The sequence below is a fragment of the Actinomycetospora sp. TBRC 11914 genome, from assembly GCF_012933465.1.
Taxonomy (GTDB): domain Bacteria; phylum Actinomycetota; class Actinomycetes; order Mycobacteriales; family Pseudonocardiaceae; genus Actinomycetospora.
On sequence record NZ_JABBND010000021.1, the window covers coordinates 107,334 to 123,383 of the forward strand.

Sequence of the window (16,050 nt, forward strand, 5' to 3'; positions counted from 1 at the left end):
ACCGAGGACCACGTCTGCCCGACGTGCCCGATGGACTTCGCGGCGACCACCCCCGACGACGTCCGCCGCCTCGTCACCGGCGTCCCGCCGCGCGCCCGCGCGCTGGTGGAGGCCCACGGCGACGCGGCCTGGCGCGTCCCGGGTGCGGGCGGCTCCTGGTCCGCCGCCGAGTACCTCTGCCACCTCCGCGACGTCTACGCCGTCTTCACCATTCGGCTCCACCGCGCCCGCACCGAGGACGATCCGCCGCTGGAGCCGATGTTCAACGACCTGCGCGCCCGCCGCTTCGGCTACGGCCGCGCGGCGCTCGCGCCGGCGGTCGACCAGCTCGGCGACCACGTCACCGGGTTCCTCGCCGAGCTGGGGAGGCTCGACGACGCCGGGTGGGATCGGGTCGTGCACCGCTACCCCGGCGAGCAGCGCAGCACCCGGTGGCTGGCCCGACAGGCCGCCCACGAGGGCACCCACCACCTCCGGGACATCGCCGAGCGGTTAGGCGCCCAGGCCTGACTCAGTCCGCCCGGCTCGCGAGCACGAACCGGGGAGCGGACCCGTCGTCGGGACTGACGGCGTCGAGGCTGCGGTCGCCGACGGCGGCCGCGAGGGCGCGGTCGACGAGGACAACGACCCCCTCGGCGGCGATCGCGACGTCGCCGGGCCGGTGGTCGGAGTCGGCCTCGACCTCGACGGGCAGCGGTTGCCCGGCGCCGACGGTGCGCACCCGGACGCTGGGCTCGCGGCCGGTCGCGGCGCACACCAGGCGCAGGGCGCGGGTGGCTTCCTCGGTCACGGTGATCATCGGTAGTCGTCCTCCTCGGAGGTCGTCGGCACGGTGATCGGTCGGGAACGTCGCGGCTACCCGGTCGGGTCGCGGTCGCGAACCCCCGGGCCTCGTCGCGCTCGCGACGTGCGGGGTCGCGCTCCTCGCGCGCGATGGGCCGGCACCGCGGACACGCCGAACGGGGCGGGTCCTCACGACCCGCCCCGCCCGGCTCCTCCGGTTCGGTCTCCTCACGAGCCGGCCCTCGCGGGCACGGTCCCGGTCATCGTGGTCCTCGGACGGACGGGGACACCACCTCCTCGATCCCGGCTCCGATGGGGCGTCGTGGTGGCCTCAGCCGTTCGACTCCGCGTGCTCCTCCCGGTGCTCGTCGGCGCCGAGGGCCGTGTCGATGGTGCGCGGGGTCCCGGCGTGCTCGACCTGCACGCGGCGCGGCTTCGCGCGCTCGGCGACCGGGATCGTCAACGACAGCACGCCGTCCACGTACGAGGCGTGCAACTGGTCGAGGTCCAGGTCGCGGCCCAGCGTCAACCGGCGGCCGTACCGACCGCGGGGTCGCTCGGCGATCAGCCACTCGCCGGCGTCGCCCGGGGCGCTGCGCACGGCGCTGACGGTGACCGTGTTGCCCTCGACGGAGATGTCGATCGATCCGGGGTCGACGCCGGGCACGTCGAAGGTGGAGACCACGTGGTCCCCGGCCCGGTAGAGGTCCATCGGCATCCCGGTGCCCGGCTGGCCGTGCGAACCGGTCAGGCGGTCGAGCGAGCGGAACGCGTCGAAGGGGTCGTAGTTCAGCAGCACGATCGGTCACTCCTTCCACTACCGCACTGCTACCTCCAACTGACTGACGCGGATAGTTATAGCTCGACCTAGAGGTATGTGCAAATACGGAGTTCACGTTCCCGACGGCGGGGCGGGCTGAGTAGGACGCCGGGGTCCTGTCCGGGATTCCGAGTACGTGCCTACTCATGTGGGGACGGAGCGCCTGCCGGAGAGTCGCTCGCCGGGGGCCGAGCCGCGGGCCCGCGGCGTGAGGGGAGCAGGCGATGAGCGAGTCGACGGGGCCGGAGGGGCGCCGCGGGGACGTGGGCCCCGGCGAGCACGGGGCGGCGTACGACCCGACGCTCGTGGGCCCGCCCGAGATTCGCGAGGTGCCGCCGAACATCATCGAAGACCCCGGGTACTCGCCCGACCTGCGCGGCCTCGTCGGCCACATCGACCGGACGGTGACCGTGTGGGAGGACGCCGGCCCGATCCACCCCGGACCGGGTGAGGTCGTCGAGATCGCCGGGCCGGTCGACGAGGACCCCGGCGGCGAGGTCATCAACATCCACCACGAGCCGGGCGGGGTCGTCGAGATCGCGGGGCCGGTCGGGGGCACGCCGACCGTCTGGGAGGACGCCGGTCCGGTCCACGGCCACCCCGAGGTCGTGGAGTTCGCCGGCCCGGATCCGCATCCGGGTGGCGTGGTGGAGTTCGCGGGCCCGGACCCGCAGCCGGGTGGGGTGGTCGAGTTCGCCGGCCCGGATCCGCATCCGGGTGGCGTGGTGGAGTTCGCGGGGCCGGACCCGCATCCGGGTGGGGTGGTGGAGTTCGCGGGGCCGGATCCGCATCCGGGTGGTGTGGTGGAGTTCGCGGGCCCGGACCCGCATCCGGGTGGGGTGGTGGAGTTCGCCGGCCCGGTGCACGGCGACCCCGGCGGCGTCGCGGAGGTCGACGGACCGCCGCGCCACGACCCGGGCGGGGTCTTCGAGATCGCCGGGCCCGTCCGCCAGGACCCCGGGCACGACCCCGGCCACTTCGGCGGATCGCAGGGCCAGGGCGCCGGAACCCACTTCGGCCGCCCCGAGCACCACGGGCGCGGCGGCGACGAGCAGCACCACCGGGGCTCCCAGCACGACGACCCGCCCCTGTTCCAGAGCCACGGCTCCGGCGAGGGACACCACGGCGGCTCCGGCGAGGGCCACCACGACCCGCACTCCGGCAGCTCCCACGAGCACGGCTCGGAGTCCTCCCACGAGCAGCAGCACCACGGCGACCACGGCGGTCAGGACCACCACTCGGAGGCACACCACGACGGCGGGCATGGCCACCTCGGCTGAGCTCGGGACGCCGTCGTTCACCCCGGCCGATCGCGAGCTGCTCCGCGCGCGGTTGTGCCGCGAGGGCTTCCTCCGCCGGGAGGACGGGGTCGCCCTGCGCGGCGCCGACGGCAGCGCCCGCGCCTGGATGCTCTACACCTGGGCGCTCAGCGCCACCGGGTCCGGCGCGCGACTGATCGGGCGGGCGCTGCTCGACCAGCTCGCCGACTTCCGCGCCGGCCACCTGGCCGCGTTCGGGCTCACCGCGGCTCCGCTCGTGTCGGCGTGCGTCGTGCTCGACGACCGCTACGCCGGCCTGGCCGTGCGCTCCCGGCCCAAGGGGCACGGCCCGGGGTGGCGCGTCGACGGCGACCGCGGGCCGGACGCCGCCGGCCGGCGCGTCGTGGTCGTCGACGACTCGCTGAGCTCCGGCCGGGCCTTCCTCACCGCCGCGACGATCCTCGAGCGCGAGGGCTTCGAGGTGGAGGGGCTCGTGGCGCTGGTCGAGTTCCCGGGCCGCGGCGGCCGGGAGCGCCTCGAGGGACGGGGCTACCGCGTCCGCACCGTCTTCGACGTCTGGACCGACCTCGCGGCCCCCGGACCGCCGCCCTTCCCCAGCTTCCGCGGCGTCGACGTCACCTGGTCCGACGTCCCCACCCCCGAGGCCCTGCACCCCGCCGCGGCCGCGCGGTTCGTGCTCGAGCAGCTGGCGGCCACCGGCACCACCCCGCTGCCGCCCACCCGGCTCGCCGTCCCCGTCGACGGCCGTGGCGGGGTGTTCGTCAGCGTCCGCCGCCGCGCCGACGACCGCCGCCTCGCCCGCAGCGGGTTCTGGCACTTCGACGCCGACGACGCCGACCCGGCGCGCGACCTCGTCCTGGCCGCCACCGCCACCGCGACGCGGCTCGGCGCCACCCTGACGTCGACGCTGCTCGACGACGTCAAGATCGCCGTCAGCTTCCTCGGCCCGCTCGAGCCGACCACCCCCGCCGAGCTCGACTTCGACCGCTACGGGGTGGTCGTCCGCAGCCGCGCGTGGACCGCCAAGCTCGGCGGGGCGCTGCCCAACACCCAGTACTTCACCAGCACCTTCGAGCAGTACCTGCACGCGAGGTCGACCAACGCGCAGGTCGACGAGCTCGAGCCCCACGACGTCTTCCGGCACACCGTCGCCAAGTACGCCGAGCCGGGGGAGACGTGGCCGCCCTACGGCGTCGAGCCGACCGAGACCTGGCCCGCCGACCTCGCGCTCGGTGCCCGCCTGACCGCCCGGGTCCGCGACGCCCTGGCCGGCGGTCGGTCCACCGACGACCACACCACGGTCGACGACGACCTCGTCCCCGTCCCCGTCGAGGCGGTCGCGCTGAGCCTGTACTCCGCCGACGCGCCCCACCGCGTCGTCGGGCACGCCCTGGCCCGGACCGCCGAGGCCGGGTCGCTCGACGCGGCCCTGGTCGCGGCCACCGAGGCGGCCGAGGCGGCCACGGACCGGACGGACACCACCGTCTGCGTGAGCCTCCTGCACCACCCTGAGACCCTCGCCCCGGGCGACGCGCCCCGGGCGATGCGCCGCGGGCGCGACGCCGTGGAGGCCCGGGAGGGCGACCGGCACGGGCTGCTCACCGAGTACGCGGTCGCCCACCACGAGCTGGCCGCCCGGGACGTCGCCACGACCCTCACCCGGATGACCGGGACCACGGCGCCGACCTGGACGGCCCACCAGGCGGCGACCTGGGTGCACCGCGCCGGCGACGACGCGCGCCGGCTCGCCCTCGGCTACGTCGACCGCCCCGGCGGCCGGATCACCACCGACGACGTCGGTCTGCTCGCGACCCACGTCCGCCGTCGTGCGGACGCCGACGGGTGGCCGTCGTACGCCTACGACCCCCGCACCGGTCGCGAGCAGCGGTCCGGGACGGCGGCGCGGTGCGTGCACGGGCTGCGGGTCCTCCTCGAGGCCGGCACCGCGCTCGACCGGCCGGACTGGCAGGACGACGCCCGTCGCGGCCTCGCCGTGGCGCGCCGCCTCCTCGACCCCGCCGACGGTCAGCTGCACGTGCCGGAGCACCTGCCGAGCGGCATGGCCTCGGCGGGCCTGCTCGCGACGGTCGAGCCGGGCGTCGACGACGGGGCCTGGGCGGACGGCCTGGCGCGCCACCTCGCCGGGTGGGTCCGCGCCGACGGCTCGGTGCGTGAGCCCGGCGTGGTCCCCACCCGTTCCGAACCGGACTACATGCCGGGAGCGGTGGTGCTGGCGCTGGCCCGCTACCACCGGGCCGGGCGGCTCGGGGTGGACGTGGACGCCGACCAGGTCCTCGCGTTCCACCGACGACGCTTCCGCTGCCTGCGGCCGTGGAGCCTCGCCTCCTGGCAGGCCCAGGGGTGGGCCGAGTGGCACCGCAGCGGCGCCCCCGGCGCGCACGCCGCGCCGGAGTTCGTCTTCGAGCTGGCCGACTGGATGGTGGACCGGCAGCTGCGGGTGGACGGCAGCTACCTCGTCGACCTGGGGTCGCGCGCGCCCACGGTGCTCACCGGGTTCGTCGCCGAGGGCGTCGGGGCGGCCTGGCGCCTGGCCGAGGACCTCGGGGAGTCGGCCCGCGCCCGGTGCTACGCCGACTCCCACCGCGCGGCCATGGGCTTCCTCGACCGCCTGCTGGTCCGCCGGGAGGACACGTTCTGGATGGCCGAGCCCGAGCGGGCGCTCGGCGGAGTGCGGGCCGCCCTCGCCATGGCCGAGGTCCGGATCGACTACCCGGCCCACACCCTGGGGGCGCTGCTGCACGCCGTGCAGTAAGACACATCGCGCAAACTTGCACGGCGTGCATGAACGAGTAGCGTGGACGTCAGTCGCCCACCCCTCGTGAAAGCCGGGATCCATGACCGCGCCCGCACCCACCGGCAAGCGCGCCGTGCTCGTGCCGCTCTCGGGCCTGCTGATGGCCCTCTTCGTCGCGATCCTGTCGTCGACGATCGTGTCCAACGCCCTGCCGCGCATCATCGGCGACCTCGGCGGCACGCAGGCCCAGTACACGTGGGTCGTCACCGCGTCGCTGCTGGCCATGACGGCGTCCACCCCGATCTGGGGCAAGCTCGCCGACCTCTTCTCCAAGAAGCTGCTCGTCCAGCTCGCGATCACGGTGTTCATCGTCGGGACGATGCTCGCCGGCCTGTCGACGAGCACGCCCGAGCTCATCGGGTTCCGCGTCCTGCAGGGCCTGGGCATGGGCGGGCTGACCGCGCTGGCGCAGGTCGTGATCGCGGCGATCATCCCGCCGCGCGAGCGTGGCCGGTACTCCGGCTACCTCGGCGCGATCATGGCGGTGGCGACCGTCGGCGGCCCGCTGATCGGCGGCGTCATCGTCGACACCATCGGCTGGCGCTGGTGCTTCTACGTCACCGTCCCGATCGCCGTCATCGCCCTCGTCGTCCTGCAGCGGACCCTCACGGTGCCCACCGTGAAGCGTGAGGTGCACATCGACTACCTCGGCGCGCTGCTCGTGGCCGGCGGTGTCTCCGCGCTGCTGATCTGGATCTCGCTCGGCGGCAAGAACTTCGCCTGGATCTCCTGGGCCTCGCTCGCCTGGCTGGCCGCCGGGACCGTCGCGCTGGTGCTCGCCGTCGTCGTCGAGTCCCGCGCCGAGGAGCCGATCATCCCGCTGACGCTCTTCGGCAACCGCACCGTCGCCCTCGCGACCGTCGCCGCGCTGTTCGTCGGCGTCGCGATGTTCGGCTCGTCGGTGTTCCTGTCGCAGTTCTTCCAGCTCGCCCGCGGCGCCAGCGCCACCGAGGCCGGGCTGCTGACCCTGCCGATGATCGCCGGGCTGTTCGTCGCGTCCACCGTCGTCGGGCAGCTGATCTCGCGGTACGGGCGGTGGAAGCCGTACCTCGTCGGCGGTGGCGTGCTGCTGGTCGCCGGGCTGCTGCTCCAGGGCCTCGTCATGGGCGCCGACACCCCGTACTGGGAGCTCGCCGTCGCCATGGTGATGGTCGGGGTCGGCGTCGGGTCCACTCAGCAGAACCTCGTGCTCGCCGTCCAGAACCAGGTGGCGCTGCGCGACATGGGCGCGGCCAGCTCGACCGTCGCGTTCTTCCGCTCGCTCGGCGGCGCCGCCGGTGTCGCGGCCCTCGGGGCGGTGCTGTCCGGCCACGTCTCCTCGGCGATCACCACCGGGCTGACCGCGGCCGGCATCCCGGCGTCGGCGACCTCGTCGGCGGGCGGGCAGATCCCGAACCTGGCGACGCTGCCCGCGGCGATCCGCGCGATCGTCGAGCACGCCTACGGCGACTCGGTCGCGATGATCTTCCTGGTCGCGGCGCCGATGGCGCTCGTCGCCCTGCTCGCGATCCTGTTCCTGCGCGAGGTGCCGCTGCGCACGACGATCGACATGGCCGAGACTGCCGAGACTGCCGAGACTGCCGAGACTGCCGACGCGCCGACCCGGATCGCGGCGGAGCCGGCGCGCGAGGACGTGGCTGTCGAGGGCACCGTCCTCGAGGGCACGGTGCGCGAGCACGGCCGGCCGGCGGCCGGCGCGGTGCTCACGCTGATCGACCACGGCGGGCACCAGCTCGCCCGGACCGTCGCCGACGACGACGGCCGCTACCGGGTCGCCGTCGCGGGCCCCGGGATGCCGCACCTGCTCGTCGCGCAGTGGCGGGGCACCCCGCACGTCGAGCTGCTCGGCGGCACCGTCGGCCCGCAGCGCCGTGACGTCGCCCTCGCCGGCGACGCCCCCACCGGACGGCACCGCGCGATCACCGACACGACGGTGCTCGACGCGACCACCGAGGTCCTCCCCGCGGTGACCCGATGAGTGCCCTCACGGCCCGTCGACCGGCCACCGGGGACACTGCCCCGGTGGCGGTCGGTCGGCGGGAGCGCAAGAAGCAGGCCACCCGGGCGGCGCTCTCGGAGGCGGCGGTGCGGCTCTCGCTCGAGCACGGCGTCGAGAACGTCACCGTCGAGCAGATCGCCGACGCCGCCGACGTCTCCCTGCGGACCTTCTTCAACTACTTCTCCAGCAAGGAGGAGGCCGTCGTCGCCGGCGACTCGGCCCGCGCGGAGATGCTCGTCGAGGAGTTCCTGTCGCGGCCCGCGTCGGAGGACCCGCTGACCGCGCTGCAGGCGGCGGTGCTCGTCTTCGTCGACGACGTCGTCTCCGGTGACCGCCGCGAGGCGCTGCAGATGATGCGGCGCAGCCCGGCGCTGCTGCCGCACCAGCTCGCGGCCTACGCCGCGGCCGAGCGGGCGCTGGCGGAGGCGGTCGCCGAGCGCGTGGGCGAGGAGGTCCCCGCCGCCGACGACGAGGGATCGGAGCGTCCCGTCGGGCTGTACCCCGCCCTGGTCGCTGCGGTGACGATGGCCGGGGTGCGGGTGGCGGTGCAGCGCTGGTCCGACACCGGGTCGCGCGACCTCGCGGCGCTGCACGAGGTGGTCGGCGAGGTGTTCGACCACCTGGGTGCGCTTCGCGCTCGTGAGCACTAACTGTCGGTATACCGACAGTTAGTGCTCACGGGCGACGGAGTCGCACCTAGGATCGCGTGCTTGGACCTCCTCGCCGCCGGGCTCGCGCTCCTCGCCGCCCTGCTGTTCGCGGTCGCCTCGGTGGCGCAGCGCGGAGCCGCCGCCGAGGTCCCCGACGACGCGGCCCGCGGCGTCCGGCTGGTGCTCCGCCTGGTCCGGTCCCGGCGCTGGTGGGCGGGCACGGTCGGCGACACGGCGGCTTACGTCGTGCAGGCCGCCGCGCTCGGCCTCGGCTCGGTCCTGCTGGTGCAACCCCTGCTGGTCACCAGCCTGCTGTTCGCGCTCCCGCTCGAGGCCCGCCGGTCCGGGCGGCGGGTGCCCGCCCCGGCGCGGCGCTGGTCCGCCGCGCTCGTGGTGGCGCTGGCGCTGTTCGTCGTGGTCGGCGGCCCGACGGCGGGCGCGGACCGGAGCCCGCCGTCGGCGTGGCTGCTCCCCGGCGCGGTGCTCGTCGTGCTCACGGTGGCGTGCGTGCTCGGCGCCGGCCGCCGCCGCGGCGCCCGGCGGGCCGCGCTGCTCGCCGCGGCGGCCGGCCTCTGCTACGGGCTCGTCGGGGTGCTCACCAAGTCGATGGTCTCGCTGCTCACCACGGGCCTGGTGCCGGTGCTGACGGGCTGGGAGACCTGGGTGCTCGTCGTCGCCGTCACGGTGGGCACCTACCTGCAGCAGACGGCGTACGGCGCCGGCCCGCTGTCCGCGTCGCTGCCCGCCGTCGCCGTCGGGGAGCCGCTCGCCGCCTCGGTGCTCGGCGTGGTGGTGCTCGGGGAGGACATCCGGGCGAGCGGACCGGTCCTGGTCCTCATCGGCGTCCTCGTCGCGGTCATGGTCGTCGCGACCGCCGCCCTCGCCCGCGGCGCCGCGGCCGGGGCGCCCGGGGTCAGGCGGCCAGCGCGGACATCGTGACCCACTGGTCCCACGGCACCGTCCAGTCCGCGATGTCGCCGTCGGCCAGCCGGAGCGGGACCGGGCTGTTCGTGACCTCGACGGGATCGCCGAAGATCGCGGTGTCGAAGTACTGCTGGGCGTTCTCGGTGGAGAGGTTCACGCAGCCGTGGGTGACGTTCTCCGAGCCCTGCACGCCGTCGGTGAGCGGGTTCGCGTGGATGAACTCGCCGTTGTTCTCGATCCGTACGGCCCAGTGCTCGGGCACGTTGTTGTACCCGTACTTCGGGTTGGACATCAGCACGGTCTGCGCCTTGCTCATCACGACGTGGATGCCGTTGGTCGTGTTCCGGTTCGGGTCCGAGCCCAGCCCGTAGCTGGCGGGGAAGTCCATGACGACCTTGCCGTCGCGCACCACGATCATCTCGTGGCTGTTCACGTCGGCCTTGACGATCTGGGCGCGGCCGACGGTGAAGTGGCTGGAGACGTCCTGCGCACCCCAGATCCCGCCGCCGTCGTCGACCCCGAACTGGTGCACGGCGACGGAGACCTGGGTGCCCGCCGCCCAGTAGCCCTGCGGGCGCCAGTGGGCGCGTGAGCCGCCGTTGTCGTCGTCGAGCCAGGCCCAGGAACCCGTCGTCGGGATCGAGGTCTGCACCGTCATGGCGCGCTCGGCGGCGGCCTTGTCCGCGACGTGGTGGTCGAACTGCACGATGATCGGCGCCGCGATCCCGACGGTCTCACCGTCGTCGATGTTGATCTGCGCCTGCGTGGTCCGCGCGGGGTCGACGGTGCTGAACGAGCCGGTGACCGGCACGGTCCCGCCGTCGCCGACCGCCTGCCCGCTCCAGGTGTACGTGGTGCCGTACTGCAGCGGCGCCTGCGCCCGCCAGCTCCGGCCGTCGGGGCTCGTCGTCCCGGCGACCGGGCCACCGCCGGACGCCTGCAGCACCACGGCCGCCAAGCGGGCGTGGTCGGCGGTGAGGGTGACCGGCTGGTTCGGCGGGACGTCGGTCGCCCCGGCCCGCGGCGAGGTCCCGACGACGGGTGCCGGGGCTGCTGCCGCGGCCTCCGCCCCGTGCCCCGACGGGGCGCCCACGGCCAGGCCGTACGTCCCGCACCCGAGGAGGAACGCGAGCACGGCGATCATCAGACCGACGAACCCGCGCTGCCAGACACCCGCCGGTACGACCTGTTCCCGCTGCAAATCCCGTTGCCTTCCTGCCCCTGACGGCGAGACCACACGCCGGAGGAGAGACGGTCGGCGCGCCCGCCAGGTTGCCCGACCGCGAGCCGGCCCGCCTCACAGGCCGGTGGCGCTGGTGTTCGAGGTCCAGCCGTAGATCGAGGACGGCGGGCTGGGGCGCAGCCAGCGGCGGAACAGCCACATGACCACCCGGCCCGCCACGAGCAGGAGCAGCCCCACCACGAGGTTGCCGAGGACCAGTCCGGTCAGGCCGGCGGCGAACAGGAGCCCGACCGCGAGCTCGCTGAGGAATCGCATCATCGCCTCGCCGCCCCTCACCGGTCCCCCGATGAGTCGACGCCCGGACGCCCCCCGTGACCAGGGCCGAACGGTCCGACTCCCGGTCAGGTTCCGGGCCGGTCGGTCTCAGCTCGCCAGGGCGTCCCGCAGGTCGGCGAACAGGCCGGTGCGCGACTCGGAGCCCAGGCGCTGGCGCATCCGCCCCACGTGGTGCTCGACCGTCTTCGCGCTGATGAAGAGCCGGTCGCCGATCTCGCGATAGGTCATGCCGTCGAGCAGGAGCTCGGCGACCTCCCGCTCGCGCTCGGAGAGCACGGCGGGTCGCGACGGCGGGCGTGGCCCGGTCTCGGGGGCCGCGGGCTCGGGCACCGTCGGCGTGGCCGCCGGGGTGGGGTCCTCCGCCGACGACGGGCCCGCGAGCAGCCCGCGGGCGAGGCCGAGCATGGCCGAGAGGACCCGCTTGTCGGTCGTGCGGACCGCGGCCTCCTTGGCGAGGCGGGCACCGTCGTAGGCCATGCCGGCGCCGGCGAGGGCGGTCGTCGCCGCGGTGACCTCGTCGAGGTCGACCTCGCCGGCGAGCACGTGCAGCCACACCCGCGCGGCCCGGGCGAGGACGGTCGCGAGGGAGCCGGCCTGCGCGGCCGGGTCGGAGGCGGCGTCCGCGAGGTGGGCGGCGTGGCGCTGGGCGGCCGGGGGATCGTCGGCGGCGACCGCGGCGAGGAACGCGCACCAGTCCCAGGGCGCGGCCCAGAGGACCGGGCGGTCGAGGGCGGCGAGCAGTTCGTCGACCGACTCCGCGTGCGGGGCGAGCCAGGTCTGCTGCCCGAGCCGGCCGGCGACGACGACGAGCTCACCGATCGCGAGCAGCGACCACAGGTCCACCGCGTGGTGCAGGACGGCCTCGCGGGCCCGGGTCCAGAGCGCGAGCAGGCCGCGGGTGTCCCCGGCGCGGCGCACGAGGCCCGCCTCGAGGGCGACGGCGACGAGCTCGTCGCGGGCGTGGACCGGCTCGGGGCGGGCCGCGGCGGTCTCGAGCCCGGCGTGGGCGGCGCCGAGGTCGCCGCCCGCCATGTCGGCCCACGCGCGCAGGAGCAGGTGGCGACGACGATGGGGCGCGCCGCCGAGATCGGCGGCGACGGCGCGGTCGGTCAGGGAGCGCGCCAGGTCGGGCTCGCCGCGGTGCAGGGCGACGAGGGCGCCCAGGGCGGCGGGGGAGTCGTCGAGCAGCACCGCCCCGCCGCGGCACTCGAGGACCGCCGCGGCGCGGGTGAGCTCGGAGAGCGCGGCGGCCGAACCGCCCGGGCGGACGCTCGCGGTCACCGCGCGCCCGACGAGGCCCTCGGCGCCCGCGCGCAGGGTCGGCGGTGCGGGCCGGCCCGCGGCCGACGCGGGCTCGACGGGCGCCCGCCCGGTGCCGACCAGCGCGACGGCGGCCGCCGGCGAGGCCGAGCCCGGGACGGCGGCGGCGACCCAGGCGTGCAGGTCGGCGGCGTCGGCGAGCAGGCCGCGGTGGGCGTGGACGGCGGCGAGCACGTGGGCCGCGCGGGCGAGTCGGCACGGCTCGGCGTCCGGCTCGGCGAGGACGGCGTCGGCGCAGCGCGCGGCCTCCACCAGCTCGCCGGCCACCACGGCCCGCTCGGCCTCGTCGACCAGGTCGAGGTCGGCGTCGAGCGTCCGGTGCTCGTCGAGCACGGTCATACCGTCGGGCCCGGAGCGGCCGCGCCGGCGGCCGGGGCCGTGCCCCCGGTGGACGGTGTCCCGGCCGGCGGGTTCGCCGTGGACGACGGCGGGGTCGACGAGGGCGGCGTCTGCGACTTGCCCTCGTTCGGGTCGGTCGTGGTGGTGCCGGGGGTGGTCGTCCCGCCCGTCGTGGCCGGCGGGGTCGTCGCGGGCTTCTGGGCGACCGGCACGGCGGCCGGGGCGGGTGCGGCCGCGACCGGCGCGGCGGGCCGCGGGGCCGTCACCGGCGAGGCGGGCCGGGCGACCCGCGACGCGGGGGCGCGGGTCGCGGCAGGGGAGGTGCTGTCCGCGGTGGTCGTCCCGGAGGAGGCGTCGGTGGCCGCGGGGAGGGTGCCGGCCGGGAGGGTTCCGGCGTCGGCGGTGACGGGCCGGGCCGGGGCGGGGGCGCCCGGCGTCGGGGCGGCCACCGTCGCGCTCGACGTGCTGGTGTTGTCGATCATCGGCACGGTCACGGCGACCGCCCCGCCGACCACCAGCACCGCCGCGGCCCCGGCGCCGAGCGCGATCCGGCGCCGGCGGGTGTCGGGCGTGCCCGGAGGCTCCAGCGGACGCTCGGCGGGGGCGGCGGAGAACGCGGTCGGGCGTGCCGGGGGGACGGGGGACGCGATCGGGGCGGTCACCGGCTCGACGGCGCCGTGGGCGGTGCGGAGGTCGAGGCGGACCGGCGTCGTCATGGGGTCGGCCGGGTCGGCGGCGCGGGCGTGCGCGAGCAGGGCCGCCTCGCGGCCGATCAGCTCCGTGCGCGGCTCGTCGTCGCCGGGCACGCCCGGGTACGGGACCGCCGCGAACGGGCCGGAGCCCGGCGTCGGGAACGGCACCGAGGCCGGCGTCGGGAAGCCGCCCGTGCCCGGCGTCGGGAAGCCGCCCGTGCCCGGCGTCGGGAAGCCGCCCGTGCCCGGCGTCGGGAAGCCGCCCGTGCGCGGCCGCGGGAAGCCGCCCGTGCCCGGCGTCGGGAAGGGGCCGGAGAGCGGGCCGGCGGGGCGGATCGCGCCGCTCGCCGCGGCGGCGGCCCAGGTGGCGCCGCGGGCGACGACGGTGGTCGGGTCCGGGTCGACCGCGACAGGGCGGCCGAGCTCGGCGGAGAGCATGCGCGCGACGAGCGGGATGCGGGACGAGCCGCCGACGAGCAGCACGCCGTCGAGGTCACGGGCCGCGACGCGGGCCGAGTCGAGCACCTCGCCGAGCACGTCGACGGTCTGGCGCAGCGCCGGCTCGATCATCTCCTCGAACTCCCCGCGGGTGATGCGCACCCGGGTGGTGACGTTCGGCAGGCGCACGTCGACGACGGCCTCGGTGTCGACCGAGAGCGTCTCCTTCGCCGCGACGCAGGCCCGCCGGAGGCCGGCGACGGCGCGGACGGTGTCGGGGTCGGCCGGGTCGAGCGCGGCGACGGCGCCGCCGAGCTCGGAGCAGACGTGCCAGAAGAGGGCCTCGTCGAAGTCGATGCCGCCCAGGGCCTCGAGCCCCTGGCCCCGGCCGAGGACCTTCAGCCCGACCGGATAGGACGGGGACGCTGCGACCCCATGGACCACGGCGGCGTCGAAGGTGCCGCCCCCCAGGTCGTAGACGGCGACGGTGCGGCCGAGCGGCAGCCGGCCGGCGGCGGCGTGGGCGGCCGCGGCGGCCTCGGGCTCGGTGAGCAGGACGACGTCGTGCAGACCGACCTCGGCGAGGGCCTCGGTGAACACCCGGCGGCGGTACGCACCCCACCCGGCGGGGTGCGCGACGGCGAGGCGGCGCGGCTCGGCGCCGTGGGTCTCGGCGACGCGGTCGGCGGTCCAGCGGACCATCTCGGCGGCCACGCCGTCGGCGGAGAAGCTCTCGCCGCCGACGACGATCGGGGTGTCGTCGCCGAGGCGGCGCTTGAACTCGCGGACCACGCGCTGCGGGGCGGAGGGAGCGCGCTCCTCGGCGTCGGCGCCGACGCGCAGCGCCCCGTCGTCGTCGACGAGCAGGACCGAGGGCACCTGGACGGTGCCGTGCTCGAGACCGACGACCCGCACCCCGGACTCGGGGGCCCCGGGGCGGGGCTCGCAGCGGACGGCGGCCGCGGTGAAGGTGGTGCCGAGGTCGATCCCCAGGTCGTAGGGGGTGCCGACGACGGCGTCCCCGTGCTGCGGCGCGGGCGGCCACGGCGCCCATCCCTGGTGCGGTCCCGGCATCTGCTGCACTCCCAGCTCCCCCGTCCTGGGCGCCCCGGGGGACACCCTGCAACCGCTCCCGGCGCCCCCTCGCCCGAGGCGGCGCACGTCGCTGTTCCGTGGTCATCATCGACCCCTCGGAGAGCGTCGTTACACAGTTGTAGCTCGTTCGAGTGGCGACATCGCACGGGTCGGGGAGTACTGGCACCGTCCGTGACAGCCGGCCCCGGGGGTCGGTGCCGGGGGTGGCCCCGAACCCCCTAGGGGCCCCGGACGCGAACCCGGAGTGAGCCCCGATGGCCGGCCGGCCCCCGGGCGGCACGGTGGTGACCACGCCGCCCCGGCAGCACCGCCGAGGGCGCCACGGACACCGCGATCACCGGGGGCACACGCCATGAGCGAGCACAAGACGCTGCTGCAGTTCCTGCTGGACCTGCTGAACGACAAGGAGGCGCTGGCCGACTTCCAGCGCGACCCGCAGGGCGCCCTGCACGCCGCGGGCCTGCAGAACGTCTGCGTCGACGACATCAAGGACCTCATGCCGGTGGTCCTCGAGAAGGTCGACCCGCAGAAGTGCGCGCAGTACGAGGACGACTGCGACCACGGTCGCGACCACGACCGCGACCACGATGCGCCGCACCACCACGGCGACCACCACCACGACGGCGGGCACGACGACGACCACCGGTGGCACGACCACGACAACGAGATCGACAAGGTCGTCACGCACCTCAACTACGTGACGAACAACTACTCGTTCGACTCCCACGACACGATCTACAACACCAACAACATCACCAAGATCTGGGCCGACCACGGCGCGGACGTCGAGGTGCACAACGACACCCACAACGTGGGCGCGGGCGGCGTGAGCATCGAGGGCGACAACAACGCCCCGGTCGCGACCGGCGGGCACAACCAGATCGGCAACGGCAACGAGCAGTCCGGCGACGGCTCGACGACCGCCTTCGGCTCGGGCAACGCGACCTCGCTCGACCACGTCGGCACCGGCCAGGGCGGCGTCATCAGCACCGGCTCCGGCACGGTGAACAGCTCGAACGCCTTCGGTCACGGCAACCAGGTCTCCGGCGCCAACGGGACCAACACCGACTCCCACGCCGAGACGAACTCGCACAACGCGACCGACAACCACGCGATCACCGACTCGCAGAACCACACGTCGACCGACTCGCACGACACCGACAACTCGGACCACTCGACCGACAACTCGATCGACACCGACACGTCGCACAGCGGGAACACGTTCTCCCACGACGACAACTCGGTCGACAACTCCACCAGCGCCGACCACGGCGGCCACGTCGACAGCCACCTCTTCCCGGTGGCCTGAGGTCCTCCGGCCGGCGCGCGGGTCACGGCCGCGTAACGTCGGCCGGGTGACGACACAGCCGGGGCAC

General features: G+C 75.7%; 13 protein-coding genes. 7 read left to right on the forward strand and 6 right to left on the reverse strand.

Annotated features, from left to right (window positions below; genetic code table 11):
• Nucleotides 1-30: 30 nt before the first annotated feature.
• The gene (locus tag HH311_RS26055) at nt 31-510 is read left to right on the forward strand and encodes a DinB family protein (protein ID WP_169186623.1); all 480 of its coding nucleotides are present in this window, start codon (nt 31-33) and stop codon (nt 508-510) included.
• A 1-nt stretch (nt 511) separates the two neighbouring features.
• Here HH311_RS26055 and HH311_RS26060 read toward each other — a convergent pair whose 3' ends face one another.
• Together HH311_RS26060 and HH311_RS26065 are read right to left on the reverse strand one after the other, a co-directional pair.
• Nucleotides 512-799: a hypothetical protein gene (locus HH311_RS26060; protein ID WP_169186624.1), complete on the reverse strand. Its 288-nt coding sequence runs from the start codon at nt 797-799 to the stop codon at nt 512-514.
• A gap of 315 nt (nt 800-1,114) precedes the next feature.
• Nucleotides 1,115-1,582, reverse strand: coding sequence for an Hsp20 family protein (locus HH311_RS26065; protein WP_312030414.1), 468 nt, complete (start codon nt 1,580-1,582; stop codon nt 1,115-1,117).
• Between the two features lie 245 nt (nt 1,583-1,827).
• On the opposite strand from HH311_RS26065, the gene HH311_RS26070 reads away from it, so the two are divergent.
• The 5 genes from HH311_RS26070 (at nt 1,828) to HH311_RS26090 (ending at nt 9,286) form a co-directional block, all read left to right on the forward strand.
• Entirely contained in the window at nt 1,828-2,883 is a 1,056-nt protein-coding gene (locus HH311_RS26070) for a hypothetical protein (RefSeq protein WP_169186625.1), read from the forward strand.
• Nucleotides 2,867-5,656: a hypothetical protein gene (locus HH311_RS26075; RefSeq protein WP_169186626.1), complete on the forward strand. Its 2,790-nt coding sequence runs from the start codon at nt 2,867-2,869 to the stop codon at nt 5,654-5,656. Before HH311_RS26070 ends, HH311_RS26075 begins: the two co-directional genes overlap by 17 nt.
• A gap of 82 nt (nt 5,657-5,738) precedes the next feature.
• Complete coding sequence (locus HH311_RS26080; RefSeq protein WP_211190811.1) at nt 5,739-7,676, forward strand: MFS transporter; 1,938 nt, start codon at nt 5,739-5,741, stop codon at nt 7,674-7,676.
• A 44-nt stretch (nt 7,677-7,720) separates the two neighbouring features.
• Nucleotides 7,721-8,347, forward strand: coding sequence for a TetR/AcrR family transcriptional regulator (locus tag HH311_RS26085; protein WP_169186627.1), 627 nt, complete (start codon nt 7,721-7,723; stop codon nt 8,345-8,347).
• 60 nt (nt 8,348-8,407) lie between these two features.
• Complete coding sequence (locus HH311_RS26090; protein ID WP_211190812.1) at nt 8,408-9,286, forward strand: DMT family transporter; 879 nt, start codon at nt 8,408-8,410, stop codon at nt 9,284-9,286.
• Here the strand turns inward: HH311_RS26090 and HH311_RS26095 are convergent.
• The 4 genes from HH311_RS26095 to HH311_RS26110 all read right to left on the reverse strand — a co-directional run bounded on the left by HH311_RS26095 (nt 9,261) and on the right by HH311_RS26110 (nt 14,653).
• Nucleotides 9,261-10,415: an Ig-like domain-containing protein gene (locus HH311_RS26095; protein WP_169186628.1), complete on the reverse strand. Its 1,155-nt coding sequence runs from the start codon at nt 10,413-10,415 to the stop codon at nt 9,261-9,263. The genes HH311_RS26090 and HH311_RS26095 overlap by 26 nt on opposite strands.
• Before the next feature lie 153 nt (nt 10,416-10,568).
• Nucleotides 10,569-10,772 carry a hypothetical protein gene (locus HH311_RS26100; RefSeq protein WP_169186629.1) on the reverse strand — a complete coding sequence of 68 codons (204 nt, stop codon included), beginning with the start codon at nt 10,770-10,772 and terminating at the stop codon, nt 10,569-10,571.
• 105 nt (nt 10,773-10,877) lie between these two features.
• A complete protein-coding gene (locus tag HH311_RS33595) occupies nt 10,878-12,443 on the reverse strand; it encodes a helix-turn-helix transcriptional regulator (RefSeq protein ID WP_169186630.1) in 1,566 nt (521 codons plus the stop codon).
• Nucleotides 12,444-12,445: 2 nt separating this feature from the next.
• Entirely contained in the window at nt 12,446-14,653 is a 2,208-nt protein-coding gene (locus HH311_RS26110) for an Hsp70 family protein (protein ID WP_248304234.1), read from the reverse strand.
• A gap of 373 nt (nt 14,654-15,026) precedes the next feature.
• Between HH311_RS26110 and HH311_RS26115 the strand changes: the two genes are divergently transcribed.
• Nucleotides 15,027-15,983 (forward strand): IniB N-terminal domain-containing protein, encoded by a 957-nt coding sequence (locus tag HH311_RS26115; protein ID WP_169186632.1) that lies wholly within the window; start codon nt 15,027-15,029, stop codon nt 15,981-15,983.
• Nucleotides 15,984-16,050 lie beyond the last annotated feature (67 nt).

Bases quoted from the DNA above. Each gene is read 5' to 3' on its own strand.
- HH311_RS26055 (WP_169186623.1), top strand. From the start codon at position 31: ATGGACTTCGCGGCGACCACCCCCGACGACGTCCGCCGCCTCGTCACC.
- HH311_RS26100 (WP_169186629.1), bottom strand. From the start codon at position 10,772: ATGATGCGATTCCTCAGCGAGCTCGCGGTCGGGCTCCTGTTCGCCGCC.
- HH311_RS26060 (WP_169186624.1), bottom strand. From the start codon at position 799: ATGATCACCGTGACCGAGGAAGCCACCCGCGCCCTGCGCCTGGTGTGC.
- HH311_RS26070 (WP_169186625.1), top strand. From the start codon at position 1,828: ATGAGCGAGTCGACGGGGCCGGAGGGGCGCCGCGGGGACGTGGGCCCC.
- HH311_RS26110 (WP_248304234.1), bottom strand. From the start codon at position 14,653: ATGCCGGGACCGCACCAGGGATGGGCGCCGTGGCCGCCCGCGCCGCAG.
- HH311_RS26080 (WP_211190811.1), top strand. From the start codon at position 5,739: ATGACCGCGCCCGCACCCACCGGCAAGCGCGCCGTGCTCGTGCCGCTC.
- HH311_RS26115 (WP_169186632.1), top strand. From the start codon at position 15,027: ATGAGCGAGCACAAGACGCTGCTGCAGTTCCTGCTGGACCTGCTGAAC.
- HH311_RS26095 (WP_169186628.1), bottom strand. From the start codon at position 10,415: ATGATCGCCGTGCTCGCGTTCCTCCTCGGGTGCGGGACGTACGGCCTG.
- HH311_RS26075 (WP_169186626.1), top strand. From the start codon at position 2,867: ATGGCCACCTCGGCTGAGCTCGGGACGCCGTCGTTCACCCCGGCCGAT.